At 32.6% G+C, this 13,051-nt stretch carries 14 protein-coding genes; 9 read left to right on the forward strand and 5 right to left on the reverse strand.

What is annotated here, in order from left to right; genetic code table 11:
- The 5 genes from EOV51_RS11615 to EOV51_RS11635 all read left to right on the forward strand — a co-directional run bounded on the left by EOV51_RS11615 (position 1) and on the right by EOV51_RS11635 (position 4,775).
- Positions 1–1,665, forward strand: a complete 1,665-nt coding sequence (locus EOV51_RS11615) for a ribulokinase (RefSeq protein ID WP_128152695.1) — start codon at positions 1–3, stop codon at positions 1,663–1,665.
- 36 nt (positions 1,666–1,701) lie between these two features.
- Positions 1,702–2,499 carry a DeoR/GlpR family DNA-binding transcription regulator gene (locus EOV51_RS11620; RefSeq protein WP_128152696.1) on the forward strand — a complete coding sequence of 266 codons (798 nt, stop codon included), beginning with the start codon at positions 1,702–1,704 and terminating at the stop codon, positions 2,497–2,499.
- 149 nt (positions 2,500–2,648) lie between these two features.
- A complete protein-coding gene (locus EOV51_RS11625; RefSeq protein ID WP_128152697.1) occupies positions 2,649–3,170 on the forward strand; it encodes a GNAT family N-acetyltransferase in 522 nt (173 codons plus the stop codon).
- A 3-nt stretch (positions 3,171–3,173) separates the two neighbouring features.
- Positions 3,174–3,500, forward strand: coding sequence for a YnfA family protein (locus EOV51_RS11630; RefSeq protein WP_128152698.1), 327 nt, complete (start codon positions 3,174–3,176; stop codon positions 3,498–3,500).
- Positions 3,501–3,620: 120 nt separating this feature from the next.
- Positions 3,621–4,775, forward strand: coding sequence for a TlpA disulfide reductase family protein (locus tag EOV51_RS11635; protein ID WP_128152699.1), 1,155 nt, complete (start codon positions 3,621–3,623; stop codon positions 4,773–4,775).
- 75 nt (positions 4,776–4,850) lie between these two features.
- Here the strand turns inward: EOV51_RS11635 and EOV51_RS11640 are convergent, their stop codons facing one another.
- Entirely contained in the window at positions 4,851–5,753 is a 903-nt protein-coding gene (locus EOV51_RS11640) for an EamA family transporter (RefSeq protein WP_128152700.1), read from the reverse strand.
- Between the two features lie 508 nt (positions 5,754–6,261).
- Between EOV51_RS11640 and EOV51_RS11645 the strand changes: the two genes are divergently transcribed.
- The gene (locus EOV51_RS11645) at positions 6,262–7,197 is read left to right on the forward strand and encodes an alpha/beta hydrolase (protein ID WP_128152701.1); all 936 of its coding nucleotides are present in this window, start codon (positions 6,262–6,264) and stop codon (positions 7,195–7,197) included.
- Positions 7,198–7,236: 39 nt separating this feature from the next.
- On the opposite strand, the gene EOV51_RS11650 is transcribed toward EOV51_RS11645, so the two are convergent.
- The 3 genes from EOV51_RS11650 to EOV51_RS11660 form a co-directional block, all read right to left on the reverse strand.
- On the reverse strand, positions 7,237–7,446 hold the full coding sequence (locus EOV51_RS11650; RefSeq protein ID WP_128152702.1) for an N-acetyltransferase: 210 nt from the start codon (positions 7,444–7,446) through the stop codon (positions 7,237–7,239).
- 125 nt (positions 7,447–7,571) lie between these two features.
- On the reverse strand, positions 7,572–7,781 hold the full coding sequence (locus EOV51_RS11655; protein WP_128152703.1) for a hypothetical protein: 210 nt from the start codon (positions 7,779–7,781) through the stop codon (positions 7,572–7,574).
- A gap of 5 nt (positions 7,782–7,786) precedes the next feature.
- On the reverse strand, positions 7,787–8,755 hold the full coding sequence (locus tag EOV51_RS11660) for a bifunctional helix-turn-helix transcriptional regulator/GNAT family N-acetyltransferase (protein WP_128152704.1): 969 nt from the start codon (positions 8,753–8,755) through the stop codon (positions 7,787–7,789).
- Positions 8,756–9,073: 318 nt separating this feature from the next.
- Here EOV51_RS11660 and EOV51_RS11665 point away from each other — a divergent pair, with 318 nt between their 5' ends.
- From EOV51_RS11665 to EOV51_RS11675, 3 genes are all read left to right on the forward strand, one after another.
- Positions 9,074–9,823: a dienelactone hydrolase family protein gene (locus EOV51_RS11665; protein WP_181951001.1), complete on the forward strand. Its 750-nt coding sequence runs from the start codon at positions 9,074–9,076 to the stop codon at positions 9,821–9,823.
- Positions 9,824–9,837: 14 nt separating this feature from the next.
- Positions 9,838–11,313 carry a subtype B tannase gene (locus EOV51_RS11670; protein ID WP_128152705.1) on the forward strand — a complete coding sequence of 492 codons (1,476 nt, stop codon included), beginning with the start codon at positions 9,838–9,840 and terminating at the stop codon, positions 11,311–11,313.
- 170 nt (positions 11,314–11,483) lie between these two features.
- Entirely contained in the window at positions 11,484–12,158 is a 675-nt protein-coding gene (locus EOV51_RS11675; RefSeq protein ID WP_128152706.1) for a type 1 glutamine amidotransferase domain-containing protein, read from the forward strand.
- A gap of 117 nt (positions 12,159–12,275) precedes the next feature.
- On the opposite strand, the gene EOV51_RS11680 is transcribed toward EOV51_RS11675, so the two are convergent.
- Positions 12,276–13,001 (reverse strand): type 1 glutamine amidotransferase, encoded by a 726-nt coding sequence (locus EOV51_RS11680; protein WP_128152707.1) that lies wholly within the window; start codon positions 12,999–13,001, stop codon positions 12,276–12,278.
- Positions 13,002–13,051: the final 50 nt, after the last annotated feature.

Below are 13,051 nucleotides of genomic sequence, written 5' to 3' on the forward strand. Positions count from 1 at the left end.
ATGAAATTATCCGATCATTTAATCTTAGGCATTGACTATGGAACAGAATCCATGAGAGCCATCCTAGTAGATATTGAAACTAAGAAAGAAATTGCAGAATCTTCAATGATATATCCAAGATGGAAAAAAAAATTATATTGTAATCCGGCACAGTCTCAATTCAGACAGCATCCGTTGGATTATCTTGAAGTTCTTGAATTTGTAGTTAATGACATTGTTAAAAAAGTACCTGAAGCTCGTACAAAAATAAAAGCACTGGGTATTGATGCAACAAACTGTACACCAATTGCGGTTGATAAAGAAGGCACTCCGTTGTCTATGAAACCAGGTTTTGAAGAAGATCCGGATGCTATGTTTATTTTATGGAAAGATCATACTGCTATAAAGGATTGTGATGATATTAACCGTCATGCAAAAACTTCAAAATTAGATTACACAAAATATAGTGGTGGAGGAGCTAACTATTCAGCTGAACATTTTTGGGCCAAATGCCTTCATATCTTCAGAAATCCCAAAATAAAGAAAGAAGCTCATTCTTTTGTTGAAAATTGCGATTGGCTACCTAATTTATTAGTGGGTATAAAAAAGCCGGAAGAACTCAAACGAAATATATCAATAGCAGGATTTAAAGCTTTATGGAATAAAGAATGGGGTGGCTATCCGCCCAACGAATATTTTAAATCTATAGATCCTGTATTAGATGGAATAGTTGATACTTTTTCTAAAGAAGTATATTTATGTGTCTCACCTATAGGAACTTTAAGTGAAGAATGGGCATCCAGACTAAACCTTAACACAGATGTAATTGTTGCCGCAGGCCATATGGATGCTACTGCAGGAGCTATAGGAGCAGGAGTAAGGGAAAAAGTAATGGTCGAAATTGTTGGAACTTCAACGTGTGCAGTACTGGCAGGAAAAAAACACAACCGGAGTATTCCTGGAATTACAGGACAGGCAGATGATGCAGTTATTCCTGGTTTAGTTGGGTATGAAGCAGGGCAAGCCGCTTTCGGAGATTTGTATGCCTGGTTCCGGAGGGTTCTTTTGTGGCCATTTGTTGAAATTTTTAATAAACTGCCTTATATTGATGATGATTTGAAAGAAAAAATTTATAAAGATGTTTATGATGAACTTATTCCTAATCTGGCCAGACAGGCAAAATTGTCGGGCAATGATGAAAGTTGCCTGATTGCTACTGATTGGATAAATGGTAGAAGAACACCTGATGTAGATTACAATCTTAAGGGGACATTAGCAGGAATTACATTATCAAGTACAGCGCCTTTAATCTATAAATCCTTAGTAGAAGCTACTATTTTCGGCACTAAAGCTATAGCTGATCAATTTATAAAACACGGAATTGAAGTGGAGGAAATTATTGCTGTCGGGGGAATTTCTCAAAAATCACCATTTGTAATGCAGATCATGTCAGATGTTTTACAAATGCCCATCAAAGTCTTAAATGTTATTCAGGGTCCTGCATTGGGAGAAGTTATGTGTGCAGCAGTTGCTGCCGGATATTATCCTGATCTAGAAACAGCTCAGGATCAATTAGGTGTAAAAGATTATAAAATTTATACACCAAGAAACGAAAACCGTGAGTTTTATTTAAAAGCGTATGATAAATACAGAAAATTAGAAAATGTTAAACAAATTATAGAGTAAAATAAGACTTTCCTATATATAATTTATATTTGTTCCATGGAAGATAATAATATACATAATCTGAGGCAGCAAAAAATACTTAAAGTTCTTTCTTCAAATAGTTATTTATCTGTAATTGATTTGGCTAACACCTTTCAGGTTACTGAAGCAACTATAAGAAAAGACTTACGATATCTGGAAAATTTAGGTCTCGTTAGTCGTAAACATGGAGGAGTTGTAGGTTGTCAGGATAGTATTATTGTAGGAGAAACTCATAATTTAAGCAAGGAAAAAATTCATATATCCGAAAAACAGCTTATTGCCCAGGCTGCTCTTAATTTAATTAATGATCAGGATTTTGTAAGCCTGGCGCCGGGTACAACGACTCAGTACCTCGCAACTGAAATTGTAAATTCAGAAATTCAGAACCTTTCCGTACTATCTGCTACTATCAATACCTCAGTAATTCTACAAAATAAATCCGACATAAATCTTATGCAGGTTGGAGGAGATATTAGGTTATCTTCGGGAGCAGCCGTTGGTATTTATTCCGAACAAATGATTAAAAATTATTTCTCAGGAAAATTGTTTTTTGGTGCTGACGGAATTGATCTACAATTTGGAATTTCAACTTCTACAACTGTGGAAGTGGAATTGAATAGAATGATGATAGAAAATTCGGAAAAAGTTATATTATTAGCAGATTCTTCTAAAATAGGAAAACGAGGTTTTAGCAAAATTGTTGATATAGAATGTATAGATGTATTAATAACGGATGCTCACATTAGTGACAATGATTATCATAACATTAAAGACTTAGGCATTGAAATTATTATTGCTGAAGAAAAACCATAAAATAAAATTACATTATCTATTTATATTTAAAGCTGTTATCAAAAATAACAGCTTTTCTCTATTTATAAAACGTAAAAAAATGTTAATCAATAATTTTAGCTTATTGTATATATTAATTATTAAATTTGAAATTATAAAATACCAAAAATATGAATACAGTTTCCATTAGAAAAGTTGAGCTAACGGATATTGAAATACTACAGGATTTAGCAAAAAAAACTTTTTATGAAACATTTGAAAGTTTTAATACTAAAGAAGATATGCAAAATTATTTAAATGAAAACTTTAGTATAGATAAATTACGTAGTGAACTTGAAAATCCTTTATCTGAGTTTTATTTTGCAGAATTTGAACATAAGATGGTCGGCTACCTGAAAATTAATAGTTCAAAAGCACAAACAGAAATTAAAAATACTAATAGTCTTGAAATTGAAAGAATTTATATCTTACAGGGATATCAGAAAATGAAAATTGGTCAGTTACTTTTTGAAAAAGCTTTATCAATTGCAAAAACAGAAAACTACGAATATATATGGTTGGGTGTATGGGAAGAAAATCCAAAAGCCATTGCTTTTTACAAAAAAAATGGTTTTATAGAATTTGATAAACACATTTTTCGTTTAGGTGACGATGAACAGACAGATATAATGATGAAATTAAATTTAAAATAAAGTATGGTTTTAAAATCTGTTCTTATATTTATATTAGCCGGAATTTGTGAAATTGGTGGTGGTTATCTTATATGGCAAAGTTTAAAGGAAGGAAAATCATTGATTTGGGCATTAGCAGGAGGAATCATACTAGTGCTTTACGGTATTGTAGCTACATTTCAAGAATCAAATTTTGCTAAGGTTTATGCTACATATGGAGGTTTTTTCATTGTTTTATCTTTACTATGGGCTTATATTTTTGATAAGTATACACCAACAAAATATGATATTATAGGTGCATTAGTATCATTGATTGGAGTTTGCATTATTTATTATTCACCCAGAACATAATATATAATATCAAGAATTATTCTTACAAAAGGTCAAATTAACTGAAACAATAAAATACTTAAATAATAGTTTAGAAGAAAAATAAATAATAAGAAATAATTCAAAAGAAGTAAAAAATTTATGAGAAATCTAGTATCACTTACACTACTGATCATGCTTATCATTACAGGATGTTCGCCTAAGGAACCTGTAGCAAAAGATACATGCAAAATAATAATTGAGGCAAAAAATTATCCTTCAGATTCATTGGTATTGGTTTGGAATAAAGGAGATGAATTTAAACAGGAAACTATAATTTTGAAAAACGGAAAAGGAGAAATTGATATTAAAGTTCCTGAATATTCAGTATTATCATTAATGAATCTGGATGAAAGTAAATCATTAAAAGTAGGGGATGGTGTTATACCTTCATCACCTTTTTATTTTTTTGCAGAAAACGGAGAAAGAGTTTCTTTAAGTTTTGACAACAAAGAATGGCCAATAGTTAAATTGTCAGGAGGTAAAACCAATACTGAATATATGAAGTATTTGACTGACAAGGGTACTCTGGAAAAAGATTTAATGGAAAAACACGATAAATTTCTAAGTACTAAAGATTCTGTTCAATTAACTCAACTTAATAAAGAACAGGAAGATATTCTATCGAAGATAACAGATAAACAAAGTAACTTTATCAAAGCAAATCCTTCCAGCTATGTTTCACTTTTCCTTTTGCAAAATTTAATCGGCGAACTTTCTTTTGAGGAATTTGAGCAAAAGTATAATCAATTAGATTCCTCTATAAAAAATTCAGAATTAGGAAAATCAATATCCGAATACATAGAGAACAGTAAAAAAACAGCGATTAATCAGCAGGCTCCTTATTTTGAGAAAAAAGATAAAGATGAAAAGCTTGTTAAACTAAGTGATTATAAAGGAAAATATATCTTGATTGATTTTTGGGGTAGCTGGTGTATGCCATGCAGGCAATCTCACCCGCATTTAGTTAAACTTTATGAAAAATATTCCCCTAAAGGATTACAATTTATTAACATTGCTCAGGAAAGCAGTACAGGTAAAAATGATTGGCTGAATGCTATTAAAGAAGATCGGTTGGTATGGACTCAGATATTAAATAATGAAGATCAAAATAAATATGATGTTGTTAATTTATACAGTATTATAGCCTTTCCAACCAAGATTCTCATCAATCCCGAAGGAAAAATTATTGCACGTCTGGTAGGTGAAGAGCCAGAGACTTTAGATGCTGAATTAGTAAAAATATTTGGTGAATAAATAAAATTTAAGCTATAAAAAAAGCGGGTTGAAAATTCAACCCGCTTTTTTTATAAAGAAATTAGAAAATTAATTTCAGGTTAAATGATTTCTTTTATTTTTCATGTACTTAAAATAATTCATGAAAGCTATAGAGCCTAACATAATTAAAATTCCAATAATTTGCAGAAAGCTGATAGGTTCTTTTAACAATAATGAAGAACAAATAACAGCAACCGGAAGTTCAATTGTCATTAACACAGCACTTATTCCTGCTCCAATTTTTGGAATTCCGGCTGCAAAAAAAGCAGTAGGAAGAGTTGTTCCTATTACAGCAAGAAAAAGAGCTATAAGTAACAATTCAGAACTCCAATGAGTTTCAACACAAATCTGGCGGGCATTAATTAAAAATATCGTAATTGCAGAACCTACCATCAAAAGTGTGCTTTTTGGAAGCCAGTTAACATTTACACCCGCCCGACTGTTTGCAACAATGTAAACAGCATAGGTAAATGAAGATATTAATACTAAAATTATTCCGATCCAGGAAAAATCTATCTTCTCTGCTTTTAAAAGATTTCCTGCTAATACAGTACCTGCTAAAACAAATAAAATGGTTATCATTTCAGCTCCGGCAGGTTTTTTTTTGAAAAATAACCATTCCAATAACAGGCTTATCCAAGTAAACTGCATAAGCAATACGATAGCAAGTGATGCAGAAATATACTTCACCGATTGATAATATAAAAATGTAGTTAACCCAATGGTTGCTCCGGTAGCAGCTAAAGAAATCAATTCTTTTCTGGATAATTTTAATTTTCTTTTATCAGAAGAAAATATAAGAGCAAATCCCAGAAAAATCGCTGCAAATAAAGCCTGTAAAAAAGACATTTCTGCAATTGAATAACCACGTAAGTAAAATAATTTAACAAAAGAAGACATAGTACCGTACATAGAGGCTCCTGCCAGTACCAAAGCGATATATTTAAAATTTTTCATTTCAAGATTGTAATTTAAAAGTTTATAAATTTGAGTCTGATAAGAGGCTAAACAACCTTGAGAATTGAGAATAACGAACTTCTAAGCTTGCACAATTATGCAACTGTAAGGTAAGTATTATTATATATGAGTTATTCAGCCTTTATGCTGATGGCGGGGGAGTGTTGGAAGCAAATTGTTGGTACATGAGTAAATATTTTAATATCCTTTGCAAATATATATTATATCCGGGATATTTAAATACTGATTATAAAAAACTTTATTTTCTTTATTATATCTGTGAGTCAAAAAAAACTATTTTAAAAGTTGACAGATCAACGAGCTGCTCAAAAATCAATAACCATTTAAAATTATAATATTACTTACCTAAATGAACTTTAGAATCAAAAAAATTGAGCTATACAGCAAAATATTATTTTAAGAGTCTTACTAATTTTGAAAAACCATGCTGGATAATGAATAAACAAATTTATTAAATTAAACTAATTCAAAAATACCAATCTAACAAATGGAAAAAATGGAAACCATAAACAAAGAAAAAATTTTTTTTAAAAATCAAACTTTAAAATTAGCTGGAGAACTTTATTTTCCCTTAGATTTTGACAACAATCAAAAATTTGCAGCAATTATTATATCTCATCCGGGAAACGGAGTAAAGGAGCAGGTTGCCGGTTTATATGCAAAAAAACTAGCTGAAAATGGATTTATAAGTTTAGCTTTTGATGCATCCCATCAGGGAGAAAGTGAAGGGTTGCCACGATATCTGGATGATCCGGCAAAAAGAGTAGAAGATATTCGTTGTGCAGTAGATTTTTTAGTCACTTTACCCTATATAGATGAAAATAAAATAGGGGCTATGGGAATTTGTGCAGGAGCTGGATATGCTATCAACACTGCACAAACCGAGTACAGAATACAAGCAGTTGCAGGAATCAGTACCTGGGATGTAGGAGATAGTCAGAGAAATGGTTTTGCCAGAAAATGGACAAAACAACAGCGGAATGAAATTCTTCAAGAGGTAGCCCTGCAAAGAACACGCGAAGCCCGTGGAGAAAAGCCACTTTTTGTTGGATATGTACCCGATTCTGAAGCAGATTTTGACGATGATACTCCTATAATTCAGAGGGAAGCCTATGAATATTACTGTACATCCAGAGCAGCACATCCTAATTCACACAACAAATATCTTTATACGGGTAACGACAGATTTATAGCCTGGGAGGCATTTAATTTATTAGATACCCTGTCACCGCGACCTTTATTATTAATTGTTGGCAGTTTAGCTGATACAATATATTTTAGCGAAAACGCTTACGAAAAAGCCAATGAACCCAAAGAACTCTATATTGTTGAAGGTGCCAGCCATGTAGATTTATACGATCAGGAAATATATGTGGAACAGGTAACAGAAAAGCTAACTGATTTTTTCAGAGCATATTTATAATTAATACAAATATTCAGAATATAAATCTATCTAATTATTTTATAAACTTTCATCTATTTTTGTTAAATCTATTTCTAAAAGGATAATCTCTAAATTACGATTTTGGATAGGTAATTCAGGTTCATTTGGTGTTTTATGGTTTTCAACAAATTGAAAACCATAAGATTTATAATATTCAATTAATCTTTGATTATCAGCCCACGTATCCATTCGGATATTATCAATTTTATTATTTTTAGCATACAGCATGACCCAGTTTAGTACTGTTTAAAAAAATTTTTGACCACTGACATCAGGATTTGCCACAATACGATGTAAGTATATGGCCTTATCACAATCTCTTTCTCTCCAGATAAAAGGATCATTAAACTGAATTAAAATATTCCTGATACTTGTTCTTTTATTTTTACTTTATATTGTAATTTTTTTGCTATATCATTTTTTATTCCCGACTCATCTATCTGATTCCAAACTTTATACCCGTCTTTTCTCTTATTTTTTATAGCTTTATCCAACAGTTCTAAAATTAGATCCCAATCTTGAAAAGTAGTATTATCAATCGTGTATTTTTGTTTTAATTCCATGCTATTTATTTACTGGTAAAATTTTTTAAATCTAAAACCATTTGAATATTAGCTCGTTCATACGGGGAAGGTCGCCCGACTATTTTTTGAAATCCCATTTTATAGTATAAATTAATAGCTGGTTTAAGTAGGGTGTTGCTTTCCAGAAAAAGATGGGAAGCGCCCAGTTCTATGGCAGTACGTATAATTTCCTGTCCTAGAAGCCAGCCCAGGTTTTTACCTTGTGCAGAAGGTGACACTGCCATTTTTGCCATTTCATAGTCATACTCAGGATCATCCATTTTAATTAGTGCACATACCCCCAAAGGTTTACCTTCATAAAGAGCCACTAAAATTTTTCCCCCTTTATTAATAATATATTCCTCCGGATGATCCAGCGATTTATAATCATTTGCTTCCATTTTAAAATATTGGGATATCCACTCTTCATTTAATTCTTTAAATGCCCTTTGATACTTGGGTTCATAAGAAACTACCTGTACTTTGAGGCTTTCACGTTTTTTCTTAAATTCCTGAACTCTTCTCAGCAATGTTTTTTGCTTTAGTAAAAACTCCCATTCTTCCATAGCTTCCCATAAGTTATGGTTTGCTTCATTAATCAGACTTTCAACCGCAGCTCCCACATCTTCATACAATGGTTTGATTTTTTCAGAAGTTTCTTTTCCCAACTCAGTAAGTGCTACCATATTTTTTCTTTTATCTGCTGAATTTCTGTTATCCTCAACTAATCCGGCTATAGCCATTTCTTTTACAATTTTAGTAACTGAGGGTTGAGAATGACCAACTTCCTGAGCTATCTCAGTAATTGTTTTTTCACCCTCTTCAACAAGTATGAAAAAAATAGGAAACCATTTAGGTGAAAACCCGATGTCATAAAGCTGATATACCCGGGAAGCATCTTCGGTAATCTGAGAAGTCAATAATCGTAATCGGCTGCTAAGTGCCATTTTTCCTGTTTTTTCAAATAAATTCATAACTATATAATTAATTACATAACCAGTTATGCAAATATATAAATATTTTAATTTTTTCACTTACGCAACCAAAAAAAAATTTACGCAATCCATACAACCGATTTAAATTTAATTTGCATATAAAAGATAAGAGACTGATTTTTAAACAAATTAAAATAATACTATTCGTAAAAATTAGGGTAATCTAGATAATACTAATACCAGCATAAACAAAAAAATATTTTTTAGTTATATTTTTAAATTGTAACTTTTATCTTTCAAATAGTAATATAATTACAACTTCTTTAGTTTATAATATCAACCTATACAACCTTAAATATGAAAATAAGAGCTATGCTAATAGCTGTAAGTAGTCTTTTTTTATTGCATACAGCACAATCACAGGAATTAAAACCCATTTATTATCAAGATGGTAATCAGAAGCTTAAAGGATTAATAACAGATAATACGGGTGCTCATCAACCGGGTGTACTTATACTTCCTGCATGGATGGGAATAGATGAGGAAGCAAAAACTGCAGCCTTAGATCTGGCTCGAAAAGGTTTTAAAGTGTTTATTGCTGATATTTACGGTGAAGGAAATACTCCTTCTTCATTTGCTGAGGCAGCAAAAATAAGCAGCAGTTATAAAACCAATTTTTTAGCTTATCAAACAAGAATTCAATTGGCTTTGGAACAGCTAAAAAAGGCAGGTGCAGATGCTTCCCGTCTGGCAGTAATCGGATACTGCTTTGGTGGTACAGGAGCTCTGGAAGCAGCACGTGCTCAGCTTCCGGTAAAAGGAGTGGTTTCTATCCACGGGGGATTAGGAAAGTCTCCCGACAGACCTAACGGAGCATTATCAGCTTCCATACTCATCGAGCATCCGGCAGACGATGAATCCGTTTCACAAGAAGATATTAAGAATCTTATGAAAGAAATGAATGAAGCGCAAGCCGATTGGCAGATGATATACTATGCCCACAGTAAGCATACTTTTACCAATCCAGCATCTCAAGACTATAATCCTGTAATGGCTCATCGTGCCTGGTTGCATACAATCATGTTTTTACAGGAAATGTTGAAATAATAAAAAATCAATTAATGAAAAAATTATTTAATATACTCGCTATATTACCTTTAGCTTTAATTACGGCTAATGCACAGCAAAAAACATATTCTTTGGAATTTAATTCCCAAAATTACACCTTGGATTCCGCAAAAGTTGAAGGCAAAACTTTGTATTTCAGAGCTTATAAAAATATTGTTTATGTTAAAAATCCGGTAGATATAACTTACCAAAGTCTTAATTTTTATGTTCCGATAGAATATTATAAAGGAAAATCGGTGGGAGAGTATAATCAAAACAATGCTCCTATTTTTTTACCCAACAATGTAGGAGGGTATATGCCGGCTAAACCAGGAACTCCGTCAATAGATCAACGGAGTGGTAAACCCAATGCTGCTTTAACTGCATTATCTCATGGACTGATTGTTGCCTACCCCGGAGCAAGAGGAAGATCATTAAAAAATGAACAGGGAAAATACTATGGAAAAGCACCGGCTGATATTGTGGATTTAAAAGCAGCAGTTCGATATCTAGCGTATAATGACAAGAATATGCCTGGAGATGCACGCAAAATTATTTCCAATGGAACCAGCGCGGGTGGAGCCATGTCTGTACTGTTGGGAGGGACAGGAGATGCTATTGAATTTATACCCTATCTTAAAGATCTTGGGGCTGCGGATGCTTCCGATGCTATTTTTGCCGTGTCTGCTTACTGTCCGATAACAAATCTAGATCATGCCGATGCTGCTTATGAATGGCAGTTTGGCGATGTCAAAGAATATAAAAAAATGCAAATTTCGCAGATGATTGATTTTCGGATGGAGAGAAAAATGGTGGAAGGAGTTCTCTCTGAAAAAGAAATAGCTATTTCAGCTCAATTAAAATCTTTATTTCCAGCCTATATTAATTCATTAAATTTAAAAGACAAGAAAGGAAATATAGTAAAACTAAATCAAAATGGAGAGGGAAGTTTCAGAAATCTGGTAGCTTCTTATATACAAGCTTCAGCACAAAAAGAGCTGGATAAAGGTGCTGATTTAAGCTCATTTAAATGGCTTACTATTCAGGAAAAAAAAGTTACCGGATTAGATTTTAAAGCTTATGTAAAATATACTCAACGAATGAAACTACCGCCTGCTTTTGACGGGTTAAATCTTGAAAATGGAGAAAATGATCTTTTTGGTACAGAATCAGATAGTGCAAGGCATTTCACATCTTATTCTTTAAGACATGGGACTAAAAAAGCAAAAATGGCAGATAAAACCATTATTAAAATGATGAATCCTATGTATTTTATCATGGATTCTAAAGTAAAGGTAGCTCCTCACTGGCGCATTCGTCATGGTACTATAGATAAAGACGGATCGCTGGCCATACCGGTAATTTTAGCTACAAAATTGCAGAATTCAGGTTATGACGTAGATTTAGCTTTTCCTTGGGAAACTCCTCATAGTGGCGATTATGATTTAAATGAATTGTTCAACTGGATTGGTCTTATATGTATTAAATAATCGGTATTATAAATATAAGCATTTTAACTGACTGGTTTAATTATTGCACTGATTGAATTACCACCCAAGCAAAAATTCTTAACATAATGAAATTAACATTCAGATTTTTACTATTAATCGCTGTCTTAGGCCCTATATTTTTATTCTCACAACAAGCTAAAAAAAATGCAATGAAAAAGAAAATTTTATTTGTTGTTACCAGTCACAGCGAAAAAGGAAACACAGGAAAAAAAACAGGTTATTTTTTAAGTGAAGTTTCTCATCCGTGGAAAGTATTGACCCAAGCGGGTTATGAAATTGATTTTGTCAGTCCAAAGGGAGGAAATCCACCGGTAGATGGTTTTGATTTAAACGATCCTGTTAATAAAGAATTCTGGGAAAATCCAGTATATAATAATAAAATCAGTCATAGCTTACAACCTTCCCAGGTGAATACCGAAGACTATGATGCTATTTATTATGCTGGGGGACATGGGGCTATGTGGGATTTGCCAGATAATAAAGATATTGCGCGTATAACATCAAAAATATATGAAAATAATGGTATTGTAGCTGCTGTATGTCATGGCCCTGCTGGATTAATAAATGTAAAACTGGACAACGGCTCTTACTTACTGAACGGTAAAAAGGTAAGTGGGTTTACCAATGAAGAAGAAGATAAAGTAGGACTAACGAAAGTGGTACCTTTTCTGTTAGAAGATAAGATGAAAGAACGTGGAGCTATTTTTGAAAAAGCGGATCCCTGGAAAGTTCAGGCCGTTTCTGATCAACGGCTTATTACCGGACAAAATCCGCAATCTGCTACCCGTGTAGGAGAAATGATAAAAGAAGCTCTTAAAAACTAGATCCGTTTTGATTATATGCCCGGATTTAAAATGTAAATAAATAACCCGGCGAATAAAAAACGTATTACTTCTCTTTTTTTAAAGGAGGTGATACGTTTTTTATTTATGTAAAATAGTTTAAGAAAGACTTTGTTGATATGCATTTTGCAGCTTATCTAAAAATATACAAAGTTTTTCATTCATTTCATTGTAATTATAACTTCGAATTTCTTCTGGCTTTTGAACCCAGGCATAAGTATTTTGTGTTTCTAAAAAGTCTTTTTCTTCAGCAATAAGAAGCTCCATTACTTCAGAAGTAAATTCCATATGGCATTGAAATCCATACACTAAAGGAGTATAAGAAACAATTTGTCGGGGACATCCGTTACTAACTGCAAGTATTTTACTTTGAGCGGTTAATCCGGGCATATCATTATGCCAGTGTCCTACCGGAAGAAAGTTTCCGAAATGAGCTACTTTTTCATCTTTTTTTCCATCCTCTGTAAGTTGAATAGGAAATACACCTATTTCTTTTTCCGGACTATGTTCAAAACGAGCTCCTAAAGCTTCACCTATAAGCTGAGAACCTAAGCATATGCCTACAACAGCCTTGCCTGCATCTATACATTTTCTTATAAAAGATATTTCAGCTTTTGAGTCAAAATGAGAACATTCTTCAAGAGTAGTTGCCGGATCCTGTGGTCCTCCTAAAACAATTAACATATCTATATTTTCAACAGATTCAGGAAGCAGATCCTTTTCAAATACTTTTGAGAATTGAAACGTATGATTTTTATCTTGCGCCCATTGTAAATATGCTCCGGGAGCTTCAAAAGTTTCGTGCTGTATAAAATGTAAATTCATGTCAGGTAAAAATTAAGAATACAAAGGTATTAATTTCTAAATATTTTGAA

The organism is Apibacter raozihei (assembly GCF_004014855.1).
GTDB classification, from domain to species: domain Bacteria; phylum Bacteroidota; class Bacteroidia; order Flavobacteriales; family Weeksellaceae; genus Apibacter; species Apibacter raozihei.